Here is a 22,428-nt window from a genome sequence, read left to right as displayed (position 1 = left end):
TGTCTGTTCTCCCACCGCGCCGGTTCAGGCCGCGTCGCGGTTCTTGCGGGGCGCCAGCAGATTTCGGGCCAGCAGGATGCGCTGCATCTCGATGCTGCCGGAGGCGACGGTCGCCGCGTTGGCGTAGCGCCAGTGATCCTCGACCGCGCGGGCGAACCTGCGATGCACCGGATCATCCGGGTCGGCGGCGTGCGCGATCTCGCTGAGTACCGCGGCGCTGTCCTGGTCGAGCCGGGTCACCGCGATGCGGTACGCGGCGGCGTCGGCGGGTGACACCTGTCCGGAATCCTGCAGCGCGACAACCTGATAGGCGAGCAGCCGAGCACGTCGGCAGTGAGTGAGTCCGCGTGCCCAGCGTCCACGCAGATCTGCGGGCAACTGCTCCCAGCGCGAGCCCAGCACCTCCGGCGCGGCGTGCAGCAGCCGTTCGCAGCGGGCGTACCGGGCGATGCCGACCCGTTCGAAGGCCAGTACCTCCTGCACCACGGACCAGCCGCCGCCCACCTCGCCCAGTACATCGGCCTCGGTGGCCCGCACCCCGTCGAGGAACACCTCGTTGAGGTGGTGCGGCCCGAGCATGGCGCCGATGGGCCGCACGTCGATGCCCGGATCGGACATGGGCAGCAGGAAAACGGTGAGGCCCTGCTGTTTTCGCTCCTCGACGGAGGTGCGCGCGAGCAGGAAGCACCACTGCGCCATGGTGGCGTAGGAGGTCCAGATCTTCTGCCCGGAGATGCTCCACCCGTCGCCGTCCGGCCGGGCGGCGGTGCGCAGGGAGGCCAGGTCCGAGCCCGCGTCGGGTTCGCTGAAACCCTGGCACCAGATCACCTCGCCGCGCGCGATCGGCGGCAGGTGTTTGCGCTGCTGTTCGGCACTGCCGTGCCGCATGATCGTCGGCCCGACCCAGTTCACGCCCATGTACTGCGCGCCGCGCGGTTCGTGCCGCGCCCACATCTCCTCGCGCACCGCGGTCTGCTCCCAGATCGAGGTGCCGCGCCCGCCGAACTCGGGCGGCCAGGCCGCGCACAGCAGGCCCCGATCCGACAGCAACCGGCAGAAGCGCTGGGCGACGGCCAGATCGGCGGGATCGTCGGTGAAAGCGCCGAGAAAATCGGCCGGGACCTCGTCCGCTATCAAACGCCGCAGGTCCCCCCTGAGCGTTGCGACGGACTCTCCCATTGTGAAGTCCATGGGGCGGAGGTTACTTCAATCCTCATAAGGATAGCAATGTTTGAAGGTCAATACGCCGGTGATTAGACTTCGCCCATGCAGCGAACGGTGTGGGTGCGCGTGAGCACGAATCCGGGGCGGTCCCAGTGACCGCTGCTCGGCGTGGACGGCCCGCCGGCCGCATCCCCCAGCTCCGCATCGCCGAAACCGTTGCCGCGGAACTGCGTTCGCGCATCCTGGCCGGCGACGAGGACTATCGCCTGCCCACTCAGGAACAGCTGGTGCAGGACTTCGGCGTCAGCTACCCCTCCATTCGCGAGGCGCTGCGCATCCTCGAGACCGAGGGCCTGGTGACGGTCCGGCGCGGCAATGTCGGCGGCGCGGAGGTGCACCGGCCGGACGAGTCGTCCGCGGCGTATCACCTGGGCCTGGCCCTGCAGGGCGCCCGCGTCACCCTCGGCGATCTGGCCGACGGCCTGCGCCTGCTGGAGCCGCAGTGCGCGCGCGCCTGCGCCGAACGACCCGATCGGGCCGAGACCGTGATTCCGGCGCTCACCGAGAACGTCGACGCGTGCGCGGCGCTGGTCCAGGACGGTGTCGCCTTCACCCATACCGCGCGGGAATTCCACGATCTCATCGTCTCTTTCACCCCCAACCTCACCGTTCGCTACGTCGTGAGCACGCTGGTCGCGCTGTGGTCGACGCAGGAAGAAGCCTGGGCGGAGGCGCTGACCAAACGCGGTGAGTACCCGTCCGCAGATGAGGCGTCCGAGGTGGTGCGCACGCACCGGCGCATCGTGCGCGAGATCGCGGCCGGCCGGGCGTCCGAGGCCGAGCGGCTGTACCGCACACACCTGGCCGCGACCCAGAACCTGGTGATCGACCGCTTCGGCGACGGCGTGGTCAATGCGGCCGCGTCGGCGCGGTCGGCCTTCGGGTCAACCCCGCGCACGCGCATCTGAGCGTTCCACCCCAGATAACCGGGCTCTATTTGGCGTTGACGTGCAATAATACTGTTCTCACGAAGTAGTATTTACTTCTCGAATGCGAGCACTACGGTCTCCTCGAACAGGCGCGCAGCCCACTCGGCCTGGGCATCTTTCGCTCCGAGTCGAGCTTAAACATGCTGTACAACAGCACTATTGGTCGACATCTCAGCGCAGCGAGCGCGCCGACCCCACCATCTCCGAAACTCCCCGAACCTCCCCAACTTCCCGTCGATCCAGGGCTTACGGCACCGAAGTATTGCTATCCTTATGAGGATTGAAGTAGCGTACTTCCACGGATCAGTGGCCTGCATCACGCCCACGGAATCGCCCCCGGCAGCGCAGCCCGAATCCGCGACCGCACTTCGCACTCACACGGGAGGCCCCGCCTTGTCTCAAGGGGCGCGCTACAGCAGCACCACATCCATCACGCTCGCCGAGGGCGTGCGTATCGAACGGCTCACCCCGCCCAGCAGGCTCTTCGGCGCGAACGGGCTACGCACCGGCGCCGACAACCGGATCTATGTCGCCCAGGTCGCAGGCAGCACCATCAGCGCCATCGACATCGGCACCGGGGACATCGAGACCATCAGCGCCAAGGGCGGCGACATCGTCGCGCCCGACGACATCGCCTTCGATCCGGACGGCAACATCATCGCGACCGAATACCTGGACGCGCGAGTCAGCGTGCGCGGCAAGGACGGCCGGTCCCGGGTGCTGCGCGACGACCTGCCCGGCGCCAACGGCATCACCGTCCACCAGGGGCGGTTGTTCGTCAACGAATGCCGGCCCGGCGGACGCCTGATGGAACTGCCGCTCGACGGCGGTGCGCCGAAGGTGTTGCAGGACAACCTGATCATGCCCAACGCCATGGAAGTCGGGCCCGACGGGCTCCTGTACTACCCGGTCATGGGCACCAACGACATCTGGCGCATCGACCCCGACGGCGGCGAGCCCGAGCGGGTGGTCGGCGACCTGGGCGTCCCCGACTCGGTCAAGTTCGACCCGCAGGGGTTCATCGTCTCGACCCAGGTGCACACCGGCGAGGTGCTGCGGATCAACCCGCGCACGGGCGAACGCGAGCTGCTGGCGCAGCTGAATTCGGGCCTGGACAACTGCACCTTCGTCGGCGACCGGCTGTTCGTCTCCAACTTCTGCGGTGAGATCACCGAGGTGCTGGCGGGCGGCGAGACCAAACAGCTGCTCGCGGGGGGTCTGTTGTGGCCACTCGACCTGGCGGTCACCCCCGAGGGCGTGCTGTACGTCGCGGACGGCACCTTCTTCTACGTCCTGCGCGACGGCGAACTACACACCGTCGCTTCGCTTTTCAGCCCCAACACGCCCGGCTATATCCGGGGGTTCACCCTGGTCGGTTCCGGCGAGTTCGTGGGCACCACCTCGAGCGGGCAGGTCACCTTCTTCGCACCCGGCACCGATGCCGAACCGCAGGTGGTCGCCGAGGGCTTCGACCAGCTCTACGGCCTGGTGGCCACCGCGAACCGCACCGTGGTCACCGCCGAGCTCGGCACCGGGCGGGTGCTGTCCATCCGCACCGGCGGCGAGGTCGAGGTACTCGCCTCGGGCCTGGCCGCCCCGATGGGCGTGGCGTTCGGCCCGGACGGCACGATCCTGGTCTCCGAGTCCGGCGCCGGGCGGATCGTCTCGGTCGGCGGCGCGGGCGTGGACATCGTGGTCGACGGACTCGACACCCCGCAGGGAATCCTGGTGCGCGGCAATCACTTGCTGATCGTCGACGTCGGGCTCAAGGCCCTGATCAGCGTCGACCTCGAGACCAAGACCCGCACGACGCTGGCCGCGAACCTCCCGGTCGGCGCGCCTCCCGGCGTCGTCGCCAAACCCCTCAACGCGAGCCCGCCGTTCTCCGGTCCCATGGGCCCGTTCGCGGGCATCGCCGCAGGCCCCGACGGCACCATCTACCTCTCGGCCGATGCCGAGGGCAGCGTCCTGGCGCTGACGATCGGAGCGTGAGTTCCCCATGGGTGAACCCGGATTCGGGCTCGAAGGCCGCATCGTCATCGTCTCCGGTGCGGGCGGCGGCGGTATCGGCACGGCGGTGACCCGCATGGTCGCCGCCGCCGGGGCGACGGTGATCGCGGTGAGCAGATCGCCGGAGAACCTGGAAAAGCACATCGCACCCCTTGCCGCACAGGGGCTTCCGATCATCTCGGTCCCGGCCGACGCCGCCACCGACGAAGGCGTGGCCGCGGTGCTCGAGTACGTCCGGCACACACCCGGCCGGTTGCACGGCCTGGTGAATGTCGCCGGTGGGGCGGCGGTCTCGGACTGGATGCCCGCGATCCGGGTGACGCGGTCGAACTGGCGCGAGCTGTTCACCCAGAACCTGGAATCGATGTTCTTCATGAGCCAGGCGGTCGCGGCCGAGCTGCAGGCCGCCGGGCACCCGGGTTCGATCGTGTCGATCTCCTCGATCAGCGGTATGAACACCGCGCCCTTCCACATCGGTTACGGCACAGCGAAATCCGCGCTCGTCGCGGTGACCCGCACGCTCGCCCTGGAACTGGCCGGAGCCGGGATCCGGGTGAACGCGGTCGCGCCCGGCGTCACCGCGACCCCGGCCTCACGCGCCTACGTCGGCGAGGATCCCGACCGCGACCGCCGCGCGATCGCCATGGGCCGGCGCGGCTCGCCCGAGGAACAGGCGGGGCCGATCCTGTTCCTGCTCTCGGACCTGTCGACCTACATCACCGGTCAGACCCTGCTCGTGGACGGCGGCCTGAACCTCAAGTGGACCCACCTCGGGGCCGACAACACCTCGCTGTTCCTCGAGGACGAAGACTTCCGCGCCGCACTCACCCGCTGACACCACGGTCGACCACAGGAGGATGTCGTGACCGAAACCGTCGAAAACGCTTCCGCGCCCGCCGAACCCCTGGCGACTCCCAAACAGATCGGGGTCGAGGCGTACATCTCGCCCGAGTACGCCCGCGCCGAAGGCGACAAACTGTGGGCCAAGGTCTGGCAGCAGGTGTGCCGGGTCGAGGAGATCGCCAAGGTCGGTGACTTCCTCACCTACGACATCATGGCCGACTCCATCATCGTGGTGCGCACCGCGCCCGACACCATCCGCGCCTATCACAACGTCTGCGCGCACCGGGGCCGGCGGCTCGTGGACACCCCGCCCGGAGCGCACGACGCCCGCGGCGCCGCACGGCAGTTCATCTGCGGCTTCCACGGCTGGCGCTACGACCTCGAGGGCCGCAACACCTTCGCCGCCGAGCGCGAGGACTGGACCTGCGGGCTCACCGAGCGCAACGACGGCCTCCAGCACGTGCGGGTGGACACCTGGGGCGGCTGGGTCTTCATCAACATGGACCCCGAGTGCGAGCCGCTGCGCGACTACCTCGAGCCCGCCGCGAGCCTTCTCGAGCACTTCGAACTCGAGAACATGCGGTACCGGTGGCGGCGCTGGCTGACCTTCGACTGCAACTGGAAGGTCGCCTTCGAGGCGTTCATGGAGACCTACCACGTCCCCTACACGCACCCGGAGTTCATGAACTTCGGGCAGTTCCTGGGCTGGGCGCGGGCACAGGGCAAGCACAGCAACATCGGCTACGACGCGCCCAAGGGCATGGAGGAGAACCAGGCCAAGGTGCGCCTGGGCAGCGGCCCCGACGCCCGGGTGTCCACGGCCGAGCTGCAGAACTTCACCTGGGAGAACGCCAACACCAACACCACCCGCACTCTCGTCGATGTGGCCAACCGGCTGGTCGACGAATTGCCCGAGGGCACACCGGCGCCCGAGGTCCTGCGGTACTGGCTCGACACCGCGCGCACGGAAGACGAAGCGCGCGGGGTGGTCTGGCCGAAGATCGATCCCGCCGTGGTCGCGCGGGCCGGCACGGCCTGGCAGATCTTCCCCAACTTCCAGATCGGCCACGCGCTGAACAACATGCTGTGCTACCGATTCCGGCCCTACGGCCAGGATCCGGACCGGTGCATCTTCGAGGCCGCGGTGTTCGAGCTGTTCCCGCTCGGGCAGGAGCCGCACACCGAATGGGAGTACACCCCGGTCGGGGATCCCGGCTGGCGCACCGTGCTGCCCCAGGATTTCGACAATATGGCCGCCGTGCAGCAGGGCATGAAGAGCCGCGGGTTCTCCGGGCCCAAACCCAATCCGTACCGCGAACGCAGCGTGGTGAACCTGCACCACAACCTGGCCAGCTACATGGGGACCGGCGAACCCCGCGATCTGGCTTGAATCATCTTCTCCGACAAGGACACACGAGAATGCAAGACTGCACACCCACGCAGACGCCCGAGATCGACCTGGACGCGCTGCGCGCGAAGTACCTCGCCGAACGCGACAAGCGACTGCGCACCGAGGGCCAGGGCCAGTACCTGTCCACCGAGGACGGATTCGAGAACTTCCACGCGGGCGACCCCTACTCCCCCGTGGTGCCGCGCGAGCCGATCACCGAGGAGATCGGCGTCGCGGTCCTCGGCGGCGGCTGGGCGGGCCTGCTCGCCGGCGCCCGCCTGCGCGAGGCCGGGGTCACCGACTTCCGAATCATCGAGCACGCGGGCGATTTCGGCGGGGTGTGGTACTGGAACCGCTACCCGGGAATCCAGGTCGACACCGACAGCTACCTGTACCTGCCGCTGCTCGAGGAGACCGGCTACATCCCCAGCGAGAAGTACACGCGCGGGGACGAGAACTTCGAGCACGCCCAGCGCATCGGCAAGCACTACGACCTGTACGAGCGCGCCATCTTCGGCACCATGGTCACGTCCCTGGAATGGGACGAGGCGATCGGGCGCTGGCGCATCGGCACCAACCGCGACGACGACATCCGGGCCCGCTTCGTGATCATGGCCCAGGGGCCGTTCAACAAGCCGAAGCTCCCCGGCATCCCCGGCATCGGGGATTTCCAGGGCCACACCTTCCACAGCGCGCGCTGGGACTACGACTACACCGGGGGTACCTCGCGCGGCGGACTGGACAAGCTCGCGGGCAAGAAGGTCGCGGTCATCGGCACCGGAGCCAGTGGGGTCCAGGTCATTCCGCACATCGCCGAATCCGCCGAGCACCTCTACGTCTTCCAGCGCACGCCCTCGTTCATCAACGAGCGCGGCGACATCCCGACCGATCCCGACTGGGCGGCCACGCTCGAGCCGGGCTGGACCGAGGTGCGCAAGCGCAACTTCCACACCGCGGCGTTCGAGGCGTTCGCGCCCGGTGAGAAGGACCTGATCTGCGACGGCTGGACCGAGGTCTCCCGCAACCTGGAAGCGCGGATCAGCGCCGACAACGGCTGGGCGACACTGACCCCGGAGAAGTTCGTCGAACTCCGCGAGATCGAGGACTACCGGGCGATGGAGCGCGTACGCCGGCGCGTGGACGAGCTCGTGGACGACCCCGCGACCGCCGAGGCGCTCAAGCCGTACTACCGGTTCCTGTGCAAGCGGCCGTGTTTCAGCGACGAGTACCTGCCGACCTACAACCGCGACAACGTCACACTGATCGACGTCTCGGCGACCAAGGGCGTGGAGCGCATCACCGCCACGGGCATCGTCGCAGACGGCGTCGAGCACGAGGTGGACTGCATCATCTTCGCCAGCGGCTTCGAGATCACCACCGATCTGGACCGCCGCCTGGGCATCGCGCCGTTCACCGGCCGCGACGGGCTCTCGCTCTACACCCATTGGGCCGAGGGCTATTCCACCCTGCACGGGCTCACCACCCACGGGTTCCCGAACGTGTTCTTCACCGGATTCCTGCAGGGCGGGGTGACCGCCAGCATCACGGCGGTCTTCGACCAGCAGGCCAAGCACATCGCCCACATTCTGGGGCACGCCTTCGAATCCGGGATCACGACCGTCGAGCCGACGGCCGAGGCGGTCGCCGCCTGGGTGAACACCGTGCGCGAGACCGCGATCGACAATTCCGCGTTCCAGCGCGAGTGCACGCCCGGCTACTACAACAACGAGGGCGAGAAGAACATTCGCTCGCACCTGGGCGAGCCCTACTGGCCGGGCTTCTACGCCTTCGACGAGGTGCTGCGGGAGTGGCGGGACGCCGGGGACATGCCGGGGTTGAACGTCAGCAAATAGCCCGTAAGGCACTGCTGGAGAGGATATTTCGTGGATGAACTGAGATACGACGGCCGGGTCGCGGTGGTCACCGGCGGCGGTCGCGGCCTGGGGCGCGCATACGCGCTGCTGCTGGCCGAGCGCGGTGCGAAGGTGGTGGTCAACGACCCGGGCAGCAGTGTGCGCGGCGAGGGTGTGGATGTGAATCCGGCGGTGTCGGTTGTCCAGGAGATCGAGGCCGCGGGCGGGACCGCCATCGCCTGCACCAAATCGGTCGCGACCCCCGAGGGCGGTCAGGGCATCGTCGATACCGCCCTGGGCTGCTACGGCCGGCTCGACATCCTCATCCACAACGCGGGCAACGTGCGCTACGGATCGCTGCGCGAACTGTCCTACGCGGATTTCGAATCCGTCCTGGACGTGCACCTGCGCGGGGCGTATCACGTCGTGCGACCGGCATTTCCGGTCATGGCCGACGCGGGCTACGGCCGGGTGGTGCTCACCTCCTCGATCGGCGGGCTGTACGGCAACAAAGGCGTGGCCAACTACGCCGTCGCCAAGTCCGCGATGATCGGCCTGTCGAACGTGATCGCCCTGGAGGGCGCCGAGCACGATGTGAAGAGCAATGTCATCGTGCCCGCCGCGGTCACCCGCCTCGCCGACGGCCTGGATACCTCGGCCTATCCCCCGATGGGGCCCGAGCTGATCGCCCCCGCCGTCGGCTGGCTGGCGCACGAATCCTGCACCGTCACCGGCGAAATGCTGGTGGCGGTGGCGGGCCGAGTCGCCCGCGCGTACATCGCCGAGACCCCGGGCGTCTACCGGCCCGAGTGGAGTGTCGAGGAGATCGGCGCGCAGATCGAGCACATCCGCGACACCGCGGACTCGTGGACGCTGCCGCCGGTGCCCGACGGCCACACCGTCCATCTCACAAAGAGTTTCGAGCTAGCCACGGAGGCAGCCAACCATGGCCGTTAAGGTTTTCGAACGCATCCTTCAGCTCTTCGAGGCCGAGGGCATCAACACCATCTTCGGTATCCCGGATCCGAACTTCGTGCACATGTTCCATCTCGCCGAGGAGCGCGGCTGGAACGTGATCGCGCCGCACCACGAGGAATCGGCGGGCTTCATGGCCGAAGCGGTGTCGCGGATGACGGGTAAGGCAGCGGTGTGTATCGGCACCCTGGGCCCGGGTGTGGCGAACCTGGCCGCCGCCATGATGTGCGCCAAGGTGGAGAACTCCCCCGTCATCTTCCTGGGCGGGCAGCGCGCGCGGATCACCGAGCAGCGGGTCCGGCGCGGGCGCATCCAGTTCGTGAAGCAGGCCGAGCTGTTCACGCCCTCGGTGAAGTACAGCGCCAGTATCGAATACGCCGATCAGACCGACGAGATCATCCGCGAGGGCCTGCGCCGGGCGCTGACCGGCACCCCGGGCCCGGTGTACATCGAGTGGCCCAAGGGCATCATCCAGGAGGAACTCGATGTGCCCGAACCCCTTCCCCCGCACCGGTATCGGCTCGTCGGGCAGACGGCCGGGCAGAACCTGATCGACGAGGCCGCCGCGCTGATCCGCGCCGCCGAACAGCCGATCCTGCTGGTCGGGCACGGGGTGCACACCACCCGCGCGGGCGCGGCGGTGCGGGCGCTGGCCGAGGTCATGGCGTGCCCGGTGATCCAGACTTCCGGCGGCACCTCGTACATCGAGGGCCTCGAGGACCGCACGTTCGCCTACGGCTTCTCCCCGTCGGCCATCGAGGCGGTGGTCAAGTCCGATCTGTGCCTGGCCATCGGCACCGAACTCGGCGAACCCGTGCACTACGGGGTCGGGCGGCACTGGGTGGCGGGCGAGGCGAAGCGGTCGTGGATTCTGGTGGAACAGAATCCGGAGGCGATCGGGGTCAACCGCGCCATCGACGTGCCGCTGGTCGGCGATCTGCGGGCCATCGTGCCGCAGCTGACCGAGGCGCTGCGGGACACCCCGCGCACCCCGACCGCGGAGCTGGCGGGCTGGATCGAGCAGGATGCCGCGCGGCTGGCCGAGCTGGCCGAGACCGCGCCCTCGGGCCGGTCCCCGGTGCATCCGGCGCGCCTGATCGTGGAGGCCACCAAGGCGTTTCCCGCCGACGGCATCATGGTGCGGGACGGCGGGGCGACCACGATATTCGGGTGGACGTACTCCCAGGCCAAACCGCGCGATGTCATCTGGAATCAGAACTTCGGGCACCTGGGCACCGGAATCCCCTACGCGGTGGGGGCTTCGGTGGCCGACGGCGGCAAGCGGCCGGTGATGCTGATCTCCGGTGACTCCTCGTTCCAGTTCCATATCGCCGAACTGGAGACCGCGGCGCGACTGAACCTGCCGCTGGTGTGCGTCGTGGCGGTGGACTACGCGTGGGGGCTCGAGGTCGGGGTCTACAAGGGCCTGTTCGGGCAGGGGTCGCTCGAGACCGGTACACACTGGAGCACCGACGTCCGATTGGACAGGGTCGCAGAGGGTTTCGGCTGCTACGGCGAATATGTGGAGAAGGAAGAGGAGATCGCGCCCGCCATCGCCCGCGCCTACGCCAGCGGCAAGGTCGGGGTGATCCACGTGGCGGTCGACCCCAAGGCCAATTCCGAGGAGATGCCCAGTTACGACGAATTCCGTACCTGGTACGCGGAAGGGACACAGTAGTCATGCGCGAATACGGGAAGTTCTACATCGGCGGCGCCTGGGTCGATCCGGCCGGGCCGGAGACCTTCGACGTGGTGAATCCGGCGACCGAGCAGGTGTGTGGACGGGTCGCGAGCGGGTCGGCCGCGGATGTGGACCGGGCGGTGGCCGCCGCGCGCGCGGCGTTCCCCACCTGGTCGACTACCCCGGTGGCCGAACGGGTTTCGGTGCTGCGCGCGATCGGCGAGCAGTACGCCAAACGGTCCTCCGACCTGGCCGCGGCCCTCACCGAGGAGATAGGCGCGCCCGCCGCGCTGGCGGGCGGCTTCCAGCTGAATCTGGGCACCGGACATCTCGAGACCGCCATCGAGGTGCTCGAGCGGTTCGCGTTCGAGGAGCAGCGCGGCGACACCCGGATCGTGCGCGAGCCGATCGGGGTGTGCGGGCTCATCACCCCGTGGAACTGGCCGCTGAGCCTGATCGCGGTGAAGGTGTTCCCGGCCCTGGCCACCGGCTGCACCATGGTGCTCAAACCGGCCGAGCGCGCGCCGTTCAGCGGGCAGATCTTCGCCGAGATCCTCGATGCCGCGGGTGTTCCCGCGGGCGTGTTCAATCTCGTGCAGGGCGACGGCCCCGGCGTCGGGGTCCCGCTGTCCGCGCATCCGGACGTGGATCTGATCTCGTTCACCGGCTCCACCCGGGCCGGCATCGAGGTGGCCCGCAACGCGGCGCCGAGTGTGAAGCGCGTGGTGCAGGAACTCGGCGGCAAGAGCCCGAACATCGTGCTCGATGACGCCGACCTGCCCGCCAATGTCGCCGCGGCCATCGGCCCGGTCATGATGAACGCCGGCCAGACGTGCAGCGCGCTGACCCGCATGCTCGTGCCGCGGGCCCGCATGGGTGAGGCCGTCGAGGCCGCCCGTACGGCGGCGGCCCAGCTCACGGTCGGCGATCCGGCCGGTGATGTCGCGCTGGGTCCGGTGGTTTCGGGCCCGCAGTTCGAGAAGGTGCAGGCGCTGATCCAGCGCGGCATCGACGAGGGCGCGACCCTGGTCGTCGGCGGCCCCGGCCGCCCGGATGGCCTGAGCACCGGCTACTACGTCAAACCGACGGTCTTCGCTGATGTCACCAACGACATGACGATCGCCCGGGAGGAGATCTTCGGCCCGGTGCTGTCGATACTCGCCTACGACGACATCGACCACGCGGTCACGATCGCCAACGACACCGACTACGGCCTCGCCGCGAATGTCGCCGGCGCGGACCCCGAGCAGACCCGGGCCGTGGCCCGCCGCCTGCGCGCCGGCTACGTCACGATCAACGACGCCTTCGACTTCCACTGCGCCTTCGGCGGCTACGGCAAGAGCGGAAACGGCAGGGAGTGGGGCGAGTTCGGCTTCCACGACTACCTGGAGATCAAGAGCATCGTCGGCTATGGCGCCTGAGGGGCGGGGAGTACACCCAGGCCTCGCGGACGAGGAAGCAGAAGACCGAGGAATCTCGTTTCATGCTCTGCTGCAACATCGTTCGGGTACCTCTGCCCGGGTGAGCCCACCACGGAGGGCTCCCCGGGTCGTACTCTCGTGGTCGTGCCGTCACCTCTCCAGGACACGCTCTTCCTGCTCATGATGGAACCCGAGCGCCCCGAACCACTTCGTCATGCCACGGCCGCACTCCCCCTCGCACTAGCCGAATTCTTCTCGATCGTGGGCGAGATCCCGCTCGGCCAGGACGGTTTCCCCCGCACCGTGTGGAACGAGGGAAGCAGCGACCGGCCGATGATCGGCGAGGTGAACGACCATTCGTGGACGGTCGGCCTCCCCGCATTGCTCGCGGACTACTGGGCCGCGGAGATCAGCCCGCTCGCCGCTTTCATGGACCCGACGGCCGAGTTGCCACCGAATCCGCCCGCCGAGTCGTTGCACCTGCTGTTCACCAACGAAACTCGCGATGGCCGCGCCTACGTCGAACTCGACGGCACCGACGATCCCCCGGTCCACGAGTTCTTCTCGTCATCCGGCTGGGCCGCCTCGTCGCGACCGTTTTCCGCATGGCTGTTCACGCTGTTCGCCGACGCCTACCGCGCGCACGCCTGGGCTCCGCTCTCGTTCTGGGGCCCCGAAGCCGACCTCGAGCGCTCCGCGGAAAGCGCACCCCTGCAACTGTTCAAATCCGGCCTGTGGCTACGTGCACGCGGTCCGCTGTCCGCCGCCGCCCGCGTCGCCGTGTCCGCCGCGTTCCCCGACCACGAGGCCCGCCCGTTCGACGACGCGAACCTCGAGCAGTTCACCGACACCGACGCCGCGATCTGGATTGTCGGCGAGCACTGGTGGCTATGGGCCGACACCGCTCCCGCCCTGGCCCGGATCGCCGACATAGCCCGCACGAAGGGAGAACTCGAAACACTCCTCGCGGACACCCCCGAAGGCCGCGCCGTACTCGGGTGATCCCGTGACCGCCGCGCAGGGCCGCCGACGAACATCTCGGCACCGCCCGCGGGTGGGCCTATCAGGGCTTGGAGGCCACTGCGGCGTGTGAGCCCACCGGTAGTAGCGGACGTTCGAAAGTCGAGAGCCGAGTACGGGTAATGGCCCGGGTCAACACGACGATCTGCCTGGCGAGAATGTCATAGGGGAGGGAAATGGACACCGAGCCAACGACGGTGATGCGACATGTCAGGAGCCTGCGATGGCCGATCGCCCGTTCGGTCGGTGCGGCGGTGCTGGTTCTGGCAGTGACGATGATCTTCTTGCTCACGTCGAATCCCCCTGCGGAGCAGGATGTGCCGGCCGGCCCACTGCCCGCCGTCACCTCACCATTGGTGCCAACCACGCCGATCGCTCCGACACACCATCGGCCGCGAGACTGACCCATTCGAAGGTTGATCCCACTCAGCCTTCGAATGCGCCGCGCTGGCGGTTCGGACAGCGCAGTATGCGGCATTTCCGTGCGTTACTGAGATGTAGGAAATCTCAGATCATCGACAACACGAAACCGATGAAGCCGCATCGTAACCCGCCCATCCGGCCCCGTCGTCACGGTCGGTTGCGCGGCAGTCGACTGGCATATCTCCGGTGGGCAGTAGGCGATCAACGGCCGGCTCGAGCACCTCCGCGGCTCGGCCCTCGGGTTCGGCAACCTGACGAACTACATCGCCAGATCACTCCTCGAGTCCGGCTGGTTCAGGCCGCAACTACATCCTCGAGTGGGATGAGATCTCTATCGTCGGTCCATGACCACTCGACTGAACCCCTACCTCAGCTTCGCGGGTGATGCCTCGGCCGCCCTGGCGTTCTACCAGGACGTGTTCGGCGGCGATCTCACGATCAACCACTTCGGCGACTTCGGTACCGACGACCACGGCATGAGCGACCAGGTCATGCACGGCCGGCTGGAAACAGCGTCCGGCCTCACGCTGATGGCCGCCGACATGCTGCCGGGCGAGACGTTGCGGCCCGGGAACAACCTCGCGGTCAGCCTCGGTGGGGACGACGCCGAGGAGCTGCGCGGCTACTGGCAGGCGCTGTCGGACGGAGGGACCGTGACGGTCGAGCTGGCCACCCAGCCGTGGGGCGACGAGTTCGGGATGTGCGTCGACCGGTTCGGGATCTCGTGGCTGGTCAACATCGCCGGGGCCGGCTGACCTGCGATCGAGGTCGCTCGGGCACCGGCCGCAACTTGCGCCCAATTCGGCGCTCCTGCTTGCCAAGTGCAGAGAAGTCGCCTGCGCCCACGCGTACAGGCTGGCGCGGTCTTGGTGAGAGGGCCTCGAGGCCGAGGGCGATCTGGCGATCGTGCGGTCTGCCGACCTGAACACCGAGTACGACGACGACGCACCCGGCGGCGTCAGTGGTCGGCGTCGGCCTTCTCCACGGCCCGGCGGGTGCACCACTGCCGGGTGGGGACGTGACCGAATCCGTTGGCGGTCAGCAGGGTCAGCTCGACCAGGGCCAGCCAATCCCCGGAGGAAGTGCGCGCCCAGGCCAGTAGGAGACCTGGGGAGCGGCCCGTGACCAAGAGTCCGCCCGAGCGGACCCACAGCGGGAGTTCGTTGGCGCCGAAGTGTGTGCCGTCTGTGAAGATGGCCAATCCCAGATCGACGGTGACAGGCACGGGCGGCTGGACAACGCGGCGCGGTGAGGGGCCTACGGACGGCTCCGGCCAGTTCTCGAACATACTTTCGAATAGTAGACCGTTGAGTTTGTTTCCTGTAGTCCGATCCCCTGAGCTGACGAGACCTAGTGCACGGCCGGCGGACCCGGGACCGCCGAGGTGGCGGAGGCGGGTACCGGCTCGACGGCGGACCGTGCTTCGGGATCGCGATGCTGCGCGACCACCAGGCGGGACGGGATCAGCACCACCGCGCGGACGCCGCTGTAGTCGGATTCGCCCAGGCGCACGGTGATGCCGTGGCGGGCCGCCAGGCGGGCGACCACGAACAGGCCGAGGCGGGAATCCTCGAACAGGGTGTGGACGCCGAAATCGGGTGGACTGGACAGCATCTGGTCCAGGCGCTGCTTCTCGGACTGCGGTAGGCCGACGCCCTGGTCGATGATTTCCAGGGCGATGCCCTTGCCGACGACCGTGCCGATCACCTCCACCGGGGCGGTCGGCGGCGAGAAGGCCACCGCGTTATCGATCAACTCGGCCAGCAGGTGCAGCAGGTCGGCGACCACCAGGCCGACGACGGCCACGTCCGGCATGCGGGAGACGCGGGTGCGGGTGTAGTCGATGGTCTCGCCGACGCTCGAGCGCACCACCTCCATGAGCGAAACCGGTTGCCGCCATTGGCGTCCCGGCTGACCGCCGGCCAGGATGATCAGGTTCTCGGCGTTGCGGCGCTCGCGAGTCACCAGGTGATCGAGGCGGAAGAAGACCTCGAGCATGGCCGGATCTTCCTGGTTCGCTTCGACATCGTCGAGAATCTCCAGCTGGCGATGCACCATCACCTGGCTGCGGTGCGCGATATTGAGCACCACCTTCTCCACGCCCTCGCGGGTGCGGGCCTCGGTCACCGCCGCGGAGATCGCGGTGGCGTGGGCGTGCCCGAACGCGGCGGCGACCTGGCCGATCTCGTCGTCACCGAAGTTCAGCACCGCGCCGTCGGCGGCCGGATCCACCGGTTCCCCCGCGCGCAGCCGCCGCATGACCTCGGGCAGGCCCTCGTTGGCCAGGCTCAGGGTGCGATTGCGCAGCCGCCGCAGGCGGCGAATGATGCGGTCCGCCAACAGCAGCGCGATGGCGATGGCGCCGGCCGAGAGCAGCAGCACCGCGGCCCCGGCCAGCAGCGCGTCGCCGCGGGTGTCCTTGGACGCCTCGATGGCCAGGGTCTGCGCGCGCCGATTGTGCGCGTCCCAGAATCCGGTCAGCACCGCCGAGACCTCGGCGACGGCGTCCTGCCACTCCTGATGGGAGACCGGCAGCGGGGTCGTGAACAGCGCCTGCATCGCGCTCGTGGACACCCCGGAGGCGGCGGAGATGCGGCGCGCGTCCGAGCGTTGCACGAGCGCGCTCTCCACCGCGGTCAGGCGCTTCCACGCCATGGACTGCAGCAATCGCTGTGCGGCCCCGGCCTGTTCGGAGGACTGGTCCTTGGCGAAGTTCTCCACCAGCGAGTGCGAGAAGCCGACGAGCCGCTGATACTCTGCCGCCAGGATGTCGGGCAGCCCGGCGTCTCCCGCCAGTGACGCGGCCAGCGCGTTGGCGCGGTTGATCGCCTCCTGCGCGGTCAGGGCTTCGGCGGCCAGCGTGAGCTTGCCCGCGCTCTCGGCGCTCGGCGCCTGGTCCTGGATCATGCGGGTGCCGAGGATGACCATCTCGGGCAGCCGTCCGTAGAACGCGTACGACTCGGTCAGGCTCAGCGCTCCCGCGTCGAAAGCCGCACGCTGCCCGAACAACAGCTTCTCCAGCAGGTTCAGGTCGCCGACCGAGTCCTTGAGGTCCTCGCGCCCCAGCGCGCGCAGCGCGTCCTCGGTCGGATTCATATGGCGCAGCGCGGTATCCACCCGATTCCGCGCGCCCGACAGCGTGCCGGCGTCGGCCTGGGTGCCGCCGTAGATCCACAACGTGACCTGGCGCTCCTGCTGAATCGCGGCCACCAGCTCCGACACCGGGGAGATCCCGTCGAGCATCTTCGAGGCCCATTCTTCGTCGTGCCCGCTGGCCGCGACCAGGTATCCGGCCCCGCCCACACCGACGCCGAGCAGGGTGAGGCTGGGAACCAGGGCAATCGCCAGAATGCGTACCCGCACACCGGGTTTCGCCTTGAACATCGCCACAGTATAGGAGACCTAGATCACATGAACAATGTCATTCTCATATTTGCTTAGTCGAATTTCCGAGGCCCTGTCCGGTCAGGACAGGCCGAGGTCGCGCGCCACGATCACCTTCATGACCTCGCTGGTCCCGGCGTAGATCCGCGCGACCCGGGCATCGGTGTACAGCCGCGCGATCGGATACTCGAGCATGTAGCCGTAGCCGCCGAACAGCTGCAGGCAGCGATCGACCACCCGGCCCTGAACCTCGGTGCAGAAGAGCTTCACCCGCGCCGCGTCCGCCCCCGAGAGCTTGTCCACGATCAGTTCACTCACCGCCCGATCGACCATGCACTGCGCGGCCTCCACCTCGGCCGACATGGCGGCCAGTTCGAACTTGGTGTTCTGAAACGACGAGACCGGGGTACCGAAGGCCTTGCGCTGCTTGACGTAGTCCACCGTCGCGGTGATCGCGGCCCGGGCCTGGGCCACCGATCCGACCGCGACGGTGATTCGCTCCTGCGGCAGATTCCGGCCGAGATACCCGAAGGCCGCGCCGTCCTCGCCGAGCCGATTCGCCTGCGGCACACGCACGTTGTCGAAGGACAGCTCCATGGTGTCCTGCACCTTGCAGCCCATCTTGTCCAGCATCCGGCCGCGCGTGAAGCCAGGCATGCCGTCCTCGACCACCAGCAGAGTCAGCCCCGCGCGCCGGTTGTCCGGGTCGGTGGCGGTGCGGGCCACCACGATGACCAGATCCGCGTGCAATCCGCCGGTGATGAAGGTCTTGGCGCCGTTGAGGATGTAATCGTCGCCGTCGCGGACCGCCCGCGTGCGCATGCCCGCCAGATCCGAGCCGGTCCCGGGCTCGGTCATGGCGATGGCGGTCAGCAGCGTGCCCGCGGCCATGCCCGGAAACCAGCGCTCGCGCTGTGCGGCGTCGGCGTATTCGAGGAAGTACGGCAGGATGACGTCGAGCTGGGTGCGCACGGTGCCGAGGGTGACCAGCGCCCGCGCGGCCTCCTCCTGCAGCACCATGTTGAATCGGTAGTCCCGCAGCCCCGCGCCGCCGTGCTCCTGCGGCAGCGCGATGCCCAGCATGCCGAGTTCGCCCATGGCGGTGAAGACGTCGCGGGGCATGAGCCCGGCCTTCTCCCAGTCGGCGTAGTCGGGGACGATCTTCTGTTTCACGAAGTCCCGCACCAGCAAACGGAATTCGTCATGCTCGGCGGTGAAAAGGTCGCGGCGCACGATGGCCTCTCGATCAGGGGACGAGTTCGACGACGGTGGCGTTGGCGGTTCCGCCGCCCTCGCACATCGTCTGCAGTCCGTAGCGAATCCCGTTGTCCCGCATGTGGTGGATCATCCGGGTCATGAGCACCGCGCCCGAGCCGCCGAGCGGATGCCCGAGCGCGATGGCCCCGCCCAGCGGGTTCACCAGGTCCGGGTCGGCGCCGGTCTCGGCCAGCCAGGCCAGCGGCACCGGCGCGAAGGCCTCGTTCACCTCGAAGACGCCGACATCGGCGAGGGTCAGACCGGCTTTGGCCAGCACCCTCGCGGTGGCCGGGATCGGGCCGGTGAGCATGAGCACCGGGTCCGCACCGGCGACCGCGCCCGCGCGGTAGCGGGCGAGCGGGGTGAGCCCCAGCTCGCGGGCCCGTTCCGGCGTCGTGAGCAGCAGGGCCGCGGCGCCGTCGGAGATCTGCGAGGAGTTGCCCGCGTGCAGCACGCCATCCTCCTGGAAAGACGGCGACAGGCCGGCCAGGCTCTTCACGGTGGTATCGCGCCGAATGCCTTCGTCGGCGGATACCGTGCCGGAATCCGTTGTCACCGGGACGATCTGGGCGTCGAACGCGCCCGCGTCCTGGGCACGGGCGGCGAGTTCGTGCGAGCGCGCGGCGTAGTCGTCGACCCGCGTGCGGTCCAGCGCCCATTTGACGGCGATCAGCTCGGCCGACAGGCCCTGGTTGAAGGAGAATCCGTCGTACCGTGCCAAAGCCAATGGCCCGTACGGCATTCCGGTCCCCCGGGCAGCGCCCAGCGGAACCCGGCTCATCACCTCGACCCCGCCGGCGACCACGAGGTCCTGCTGTCCCGAGGCCACGGCCTGGGCGGCAAAATCCAGCGCCTGCTGGCTGGAACCGCACGCGCGATTAACGGTGGTGCCGGGCACCGACTCCGGCCAGCCCGCGGCCAGCACCGCGTAGCGGGCGATATTGCTGGACTGGTCACCGACCTGCGAGACACACCCCCAGATCACGTCGTCGACGAGCGCCGGGTCGATGCCCGTTCGCGCGACGAGTTCGTTGAGCACCAGCGCCGACAGATCCGCGGGATGGACACCCGCCAGGCCGCCGTTCCGTCTACCCACGGGCGTGCGCACCGCGCCCGCCACAATGACTTCCCGCATCGCTCATGCTCCGTTCTCGGTCGATGCCGCCCGGCCGGGTTCCCGGCGCGGCGCGGTCCAGTGCCCGGTGAACCGGGGTTCACGGCGCTGGGCGAAGGCCTCGTACGCCTCGGGGGCGTCGGCCGTCGCGAAGTTGATGCCTTGGGCGCGGGCCTCGGCGGCGAGCGCGTCCCGGAAGCCGGCTTCCGCGCCCGCGTCCAACAGAGCCTTGGTCTGGGCGAGCGCCACCGGCGGACCGGCGGCCAGGCGCGCGGCCAGATCGCCCGTGAACGCGTCGATCTCGGCGCCGTCCACCACCCAGGTGACCAGTCCCAGCTCGAGGGCTTGCGCCGCGTCGATGGTCTCCGCGAGCAGGGTCAGGCGCTTGGCCTGCTGCAATCCGATCAGGCGGGGCAGCAGCCACGAGCCGCCGAGATCCAGGGTCAATCCGCGTCTGGTGAAGATCTGGCAGAAGGTCGATTCCGGGGTCGCAACGACCAGATCGCAGCCCAGCGCCAGGTTCCAGCCCGCGCCCATCGCGACCCCGGCGACCTTCGCCACGGTGGGTATCGGCAACTCGCGCAGCAGCAATGCCACGTCGGTGAGCGCACGCATCCGGTAGACCGGGTGCCGGGGGTCGGGTGCGCCGATGTCGGCGCCCGAGCAGAACGCGTCACCGGCGCCGGTCAGCACCAGCGCGCGCACCGACCGGTCATCGGCGGTGTGCCGCAACGCTTCCGCCAGCGCGATCCACAGCGGTGGGTCGATGGCGTTCTTGCGGTGCGGGCGATTGAGGGTGAGGGTGCGGACGCCGTCGTGGTCGGCGCTCAGCAGCACCGGCGGCTCGCCCATCACATCACCATGCCGCCGTCCACCGGCAGCACCTGACCGGTGACGAAGGAGGCGGCGTCCGAGGCCAGGAAGACGAAGGCGCCGGCGATCTCCTCAGGTTCGGCCCAGCGCCGCAGCGGAATTCGATTCAGCATCTGTTCGGCGAAGCGCTCGTCGGTGCGGATTGTCGCGGTCATGGGCGTCGCGGCCAGGGGCGCGAGCGCGTTGACCAGGATGCGCTTGCGCGCGAGTTCCTTCGCCAGGGATTTGGTGATGCCGATGATCGCGGCCTTGGCGGCCGAATAGTTCACCTGGCCCAGGGTGCCGACGAGCGCGGCAGCGGAGGTGACGTTGATGATGCGGCCGGTGCCGTCGGTGGGGAGCACGGCCAGGGCGGCCTGGGCGCAGTTGATCGTGCCCAGCGCGTGGATGTCGAACAGCCTGCGCACCGACTCCGCGGTGGTGTCGGCGAACATGGCCGGGTCGGTCACCCCGGCGTTGTTGACCAGGATGTGCAGGACGCCGCCGGTCGGCTCGGCCGCCGCGGCGACCGCGGTGTCGGCGGCGGTCCGGTCGGCCACGTCCAGCGCGAAACCGGTGGCGGCGCCGCCGTTTCCACGGATCTTCTCGGCGACGGCGGCCGCGGCGTCCCCGTCGACGTCGGTGACCAGCACGTTCGCCCCGGCGGCGGCCAGGGCGTGCGCCACGGCCGCGCCGATGCCGCCCGCGGCGCCGGTCACCAGCGCCGAGCGCCCGGTGAGGTCGAATGGTGCGCGGTGGGTCATCAGTAGCTCCTCGGCAGTCCCAGGGTGTGCGAACCCAGGTAGTTCAAGATCATTTCTTGGCTGATGGGCGCGATGCGCATGACGCGGGCTTCCCGGAAGTACCGCGAGACGTGGTACTCCTCGGAGTAGCCCATCCCGCCGTGGGTCTGCAGCGCCCGGTCGGTGGCGGTGAATCCGGCCTCCGCGCACAGGTACTTGGCGGTATTCGCTTCGCGCCCACAGGGTTTGCCGTGGTCGTACAGCCACGTCGCCTTGCGCAGCATGAGTTCGGCGGCGTCCAGGTGGGCCAGCGAGTCCGCGAGCGGGAACTGCACGCCCTGGTTCATGCCGATGGGCCGGTCGAACACCACCCGCTCGTTCGCGTAGCGCACGGCGCGGTCCAGGGCCACCCGGCCCAGGCCGAGCGCCTCGGCCGCGATGAGCATGCGTTCGGGGTTCAAGCCGTCGAGCAGGTACTGAAAACCCTTACCCTCCTCGCCGACCCGGTCCCGCACGGGTACGCGCAGATCGTCGATGAACAGCTCGTTGGAGCTGACCGCGTTGCGGCCCATCTTCTTGATCGGCCGGATGTCGACGTGCGCGCGGTCCAGGTCGGTCAGGAACAGCGTCATGCCGTCGGTCTTCTTGGTGACCTCGTCGTACGGCGTGGTGCGGGTGAGCAGCAGGATCTTCTCGGACTCCAGGGCCTTGGAGATCCACACCTTGCGCCCGTTGATCACATAGTCGTCGCCCGCGCGCTTGGCGAAGGTGGTGATGCGGGTGGTGTCCAGGCCCGCGGTCGGTTCGGTGACGCCGAAGCACACGTGCAGCTCGCCGGTGGCCACGAGCGGCAGGGTCCGGGCCTTGAGCTCCTCGGAGCCGTGCACGACAACGGGATTCATGCCGAAGATCGACATGTGGATCGAGCTGGCGGCGTTCATCCCGCCGCCCGAGCGCGCCACCTCCTCGGCCAGCAGGGTGGCCTCGGTGATGCCCATCCCGTGCCCGCCGTACTGCTCGGGAATCGTGATGCCCAGCCAGCCGCCGGCCGCGATCGCGGCGTAGAACTCGGCCGGGAATTCGTGCGCCTGGTCCTTCTCCATCCAGTACTGATCGTCGAAGCGGCGGCACAGTTCGGCGACGGCCTTGCGGATCAGGTGCTGATCTTCGGACAGTTCGAAATTCATGCCCTCGGACATGGTTGGCGCCTTTCTCCTCGTACGGGTCATCGACCCGTGGGCGCGCCGATGCGGGCGGAGTCTGCCGTTCCGCCCGCATCGGCGGCTCATCTCGACGGCCGAACGCGCTC

Annotated in this window: 19 protein-coding genes; 10 read left to right on the top strand and 9 right to left on the bottom strand. The window is 68.7% G+C overall.

From position 1 onward, the window contains the following. Positions 1 to 24 precede the first annotated feature (24 nt). A complete protein-coding gene (locus ACWDOP_RS01825; RefSeq protein ID WP_456343436.1) occupies positions 25 to 1,191 on the bottom strand; it encodes an acyl-CoA dehydrogenase family protein in 1,167 nt (388 codons plus the stop codon). A 125-nt stretch (positions 1,192 to 1,316) separates the two neighbouring features. On the opposite strand from ACWDOP_RS01825, the gene ACWDOP_RS01820 reads away from it, so the two are divergent. The 9 genes from ACWDOP_RS01820 to ACWDOP_RS01780 all read left to right on the top strand — a co-directional run bounded on the left by ACWDOP_RS01820 (position 1,317) and on the right by ACWDOP_RS01780 (position 13,328). Next, a complete protein-coding gene (locus tag ACWDOP_RS01820) occupies positions 1,317 to 2,132 on the top strand; it encodes a FadR/GntR family transcriptional regulator (protein ID WP_456343435.1) in 816 nt (271 codons plus the stop codon). A gap of 294 nt (positions 2,133 to 2,426) precedes the next feature. Further along, positions 2,427 to 4,145: an SMP-30/gluconolactonase/LRE family protein gene (locus ACWDOP_RS01815; RefSeq protein ID WP_456343434.1), complete on the top strand. Its 1,719-nt coding sequence runs from the start codon at positions 2,427 to 2,429 to the stop codon at positions 4,143 to 4,145. A gap of 7 nt (positions 4,146 to 4,152) precedes the next feature. Beyond that, on the top strand, positions 4,153 to 4,998 hold the full coding sequence (locus tag ACWDOP_RS01810) for an SDR family NAD(P)-dependent oxidoreductase (protein WP_454204899.1): 846 nt from the start codon (positions 4,153 to 4,155) through the stop codon (positions 4,996 to 4,998). A 27-nt stretch (positions 4,999 to 5,025) separates the two neighbouring features. Further along, positions 5,026 to 6,396 carry an aromatic ring-hydroxylating oxygenase subunit alpha gene (locus tag ACWDOP_RS01805; protein WP_456343433.1) on the top strand — a complete coding sequence of 457 codons (1,371 nt, stop codon included), beginning with the start codon at positions 5,026 to 5,028 and terminating at the stop codon, positions 6,394 to 6,396. A 29-nt stretch (positions 6,397 to 6,425) separates the two neighbouring features. Further along, positions 6,426 to 8,249 (top strand): flavin-containing monooxygenase, encoded by a 1,824-nt coding sequence (locus tag ACWDOP_RS01800; protein WP_456343432.1) that lies wholly within the window; start codon positions 6,426 to 6,428, stop codon positions 8,247 to 8,249. Between the two features lie 30 nt (positions 8,250 to 8,279). Next, positions 8,280 to 9,206: an SDR family NAD(P)-dependent oxidoreductase gene (locus ACWDOP_RS01795; protein WP_456343431.1), complete on the top strand. Its 927-nt coding sequence runs from the start codon at positions 8,280 to 8,282 to the stop codon at positions 9,204 to 9,206. After that, on the top strand, positions 9,196 to 10,902 hold the full coding sequence (locus tag ACWDOP_RS01790; RefSeq protein ID WP_454204903.1) for a thiamine pyrophosphate-binding protein: 1,707 nt from the start codon (positions 9,196 to 9,198) through the stop codon (positions 10,900 to 10,902). The genes ACWDOP_RS01795 and ACWDOP_RS01790 overlap by 11 nt, the downstream gene beginning before the upstream one ends. A 2-nt stretch (positions 10,903 to 10,904) precedes the next feature. Beyond that, positions 10,905 to 12,326: an aldehyde dehydrogenase family protein gene (locus ACWDOP_RS01785; protein ID WP_456343430.1), complete on the top strand. Its 1,422-nt coding sequence runs from the start codon at positions 10,905 to 10,907 to the stop codon at positions 12,324 to 12,326. 144 nt (positions 12,327 to 12,470) lie between these two features. Then, positions 12,471 to 13,328: a hypothetical protein gene (locus ACWDOP_RS01780; protein ID WP_456343429.1), complete on the top strand. Its 858-nt coding sequence runs from the start codon at positions 12,471 to 12,473 to the stop codon at positions 13,326 to 13,328. A gap of 61 nt (positions 13,329 to 13,389) precedes the next feature. On the opposite strand, the gene ACWDOP_RS01775 is transcribed toward ACWDOP_RS01780, so the two are convergent. Then, complete coding sequence (locus ACWDOP_RS01775) at positions 13,390 to 13,638, bottom strand: hypothetical protein (protein ID WP_456343428.1); 249 nt, start codon at positions 13,636 to 13,638, stop codon at positions 13,390 to 13,392. A gap of 475 nt (positions 13,639 to 14,113) precedes the next feature. On the opposite strand from ACWDOP_RS01775, the gene ACWDOP_RS01770 reads away from it, so the two are divergent. Further along, a complete protein-coding gene (locus ACWDOP_RS01770) occupies positions 14,114 to 14,524 on the top strand; it encodes a VOC family protein (RefSeq protein WP_456343427.1) in 411 nt (136 codons plus the stop codon). A gap of 203 nt (positions 14,525 to 14,727) precedes the next feature. On the opposite strand, the gene ACWDOP_RS01765 is transcribed toward ACWDOP_RS01770, so the two are convergent. From ACWDOP_RS01765 to ACWDOP_RS01735, 7 genes are all read right to left on the bottom strand, one after another. Then, positions 14,728 to 15,057 (bottom strand): hypothetical protein, encoded by a 330-nt coding sequence (locus ACWDOP_RS01765; RefSeq protein ID WP_456343426.1) that lies wholly within the window; start codon positions 15,055 to 15,057, stop codon positions 14,728 to 14,730. Between the two features lie 62 nt (positions 15,058 to 15,119). After that, positions 15,120 to 17,153, bottom strand: coding sequence for a sensor histidine kinase (locus ACWDOP_RS01760; RefSeq protein ID WP_456343425.1), 2,034 nt, complete (start codon positions 17,151 to 17,153; stop codon positions 15,120 to 15,122). Between the two features lie 81 nt (positions 17,154 to 17,234). Beyond that, complete coding sequence (locus tag ACWDOP_RS01755; RefSeq protein WP_454204919.1) at positions 17,235 to 18,386, bottom strand: acyl-CoA dehydrogenase family protein; 1,152 nt, start codon at positions 18,384 to 18,386, stop codon at positions 17,235 to 17,237. Positions 18,387 to 18,399: 13 nt separating this feature from the next. After that, on the bottom strand, positions 18,400 to 19,545 hold the full coding sequence (locus ACWDOP_RS01750; protein WP_456343424.1) for a thiolase family protein: 1,146 nt from the start codon (positions 19,543 to 19,545) through the stop codon (positions 18,400 to 18,402). Positions 19,546 to 19,548: 3 nt separating this feature from the next. Further along, on the bottom strand, positions 19,549 to 20,376 hold the full coding sequence (locus ACWDOP_RS01745; RefSeq protein ID WP_454204921.1) for an enoyl-CoA hydratase/isomerase family protein: 828 nt from the start codon (positions 20,374 to 20,376) through the stop codon (positions 19,549 to 19,551). Then, positions 20,376 to 21,140 carry an SDR family NAD(P)-dependent oxidoreductase gene (locus ACWDOP_RS01740; protein ID WP_456343423.1) on the bottom strand — a complete coding sequence of 255 codons (765 nt, stop codon included), beginning with the start codon at positions 21,138 to 21,140 and terminating at the stop codon, positions 20,376 to 20,378. Before ACWDOP_RS01740 ends, ACWDOP_RS01745 begins: the two co-directional genes overlap by 1 nt. Then, positions 21,140 to 22,306 carry an acyl-CoA dehydrogenase family protein gene (locus ACWDOP_RS01735; RefSeq protein ID WP_456343824.1) on the bottom strand — a complete coding sequence of 389 codons (1,167 nt, stop codon included), beginning with the start codon at positions 22,304 to 22,306 and terminating at the stop codon, positions 21,140 to 21,142. Before ACWDOP_RS01735 ends, ACWDOP_RS01740 begins: the two co-directional genes overlap by 1 nt. Positions 22,307 to 22,428 lie beyond the last annotated feature (122 nt).

Source organism: Nocardia sp. NPDC003693 (assembly GCF_053981095.1).
This window is presented reverse-complemented; position numbering and strand designations above follow the sequence as displayed.

Excerpts from the sequence above, each read along its gene's own strand:
- ACWDOP_RS01825 (WP_456343436.1), bottom strand. The coding sequence starts at position 1,191 with ATGGACTTCACAATGGGAGAGTCCGTCGCAACGCTCAGGGGGGACCTG.
- ACWDOP_RS01815 (WP_456343434.1), top strand. The coding sequence starts at position 2,427 with ATGAGGATTGAAGTAGCGTACTTCCACGGATCAGTGGCCTGCATCACG.
- ACWDOP_RS01810 (WP_454204899.1), top strand. The coding sequence starts at position 4,153 with ATGGGTGAACCCGGATTCGGGCTCGAAGGCCGCATCGTCATCGTCTCC.
- ACWDOP_RS01800 (WP_456343432.1), top strand. The coding sequence starts at position 6,426 with ATGCAAGACTGCACACCCACGCAGACGCCCGAGATCGACCTGGACGCG.
- ACWDOP_RS01790 (WP_454204903.1), top strand. The coding sequence starts at position 9,196 with ATGGCCGTTAAGGTTTTCGAACGCATCCTTCAGCTCTTCGAGGCCGAG.
- ACWDOP_RS01785 (WP_456343430.1), top strand. The coding sequence starts at position 10,905 with ATGCGCGAATACGGGAAGTTCTACATCGGCGGCGCCTGGGTCGATCCG.
- ACWDOP_RS01770 (WP_456343427.1), top strand. The coding sequence starts at position 14,114 with ATGACCACTCGACTGAACCCCTACCTCAGCTTCGCGGGTGATGCCTCG.
- ACWDOP_RS01765 (WP_456343426.1), bottom strand. The coding sequence starts at position 15,057 with ATGTTCGAGAACTGGCCGGAGCCGTCCGTAGGCCCCTCACCGCGCCGC.
- ACWDOP_RS01760 (WP_456343425.1), bottom strand. The coding sequence starts at position 17,153 with ATGTTCAAGGCGAAACCCGGTGTGCGGGTACGCATTCTGGCGATTGCC.
- ACWDOP_RS01750 (WP_456343424.1), bottom strand. The coding sequence starts at position 19,545 with ATGCGGGAAGTCATTGTGGCGGGCGCGGTGCGCACGCCCGTGGGTAGA.
- ACWDOP_RS01745 (WP_454204921.1), bottom strand. The coding sequence starts at position 20,376 with ATGGGCGAGCCGCCGGTGCTGCTGAGCGCCGACCACGACGGCGTCCGC.
- ACWDOP_RS01740 (WP_456343423.1), bottom strand. The coding sequence starts at position 21,140 with ATGACCCACCGCGCACCATTCGACCTCACCGGGCGCTCGGCGCTGGTG.
- ACWDOP_RS01735 (WP_456343824.1), bottom strand. The coding sequence starts at position 22,306 with ATGAATTTCGAACTGTCCGAAGATCAGCACCTGATCCGCAAGGCCGTC.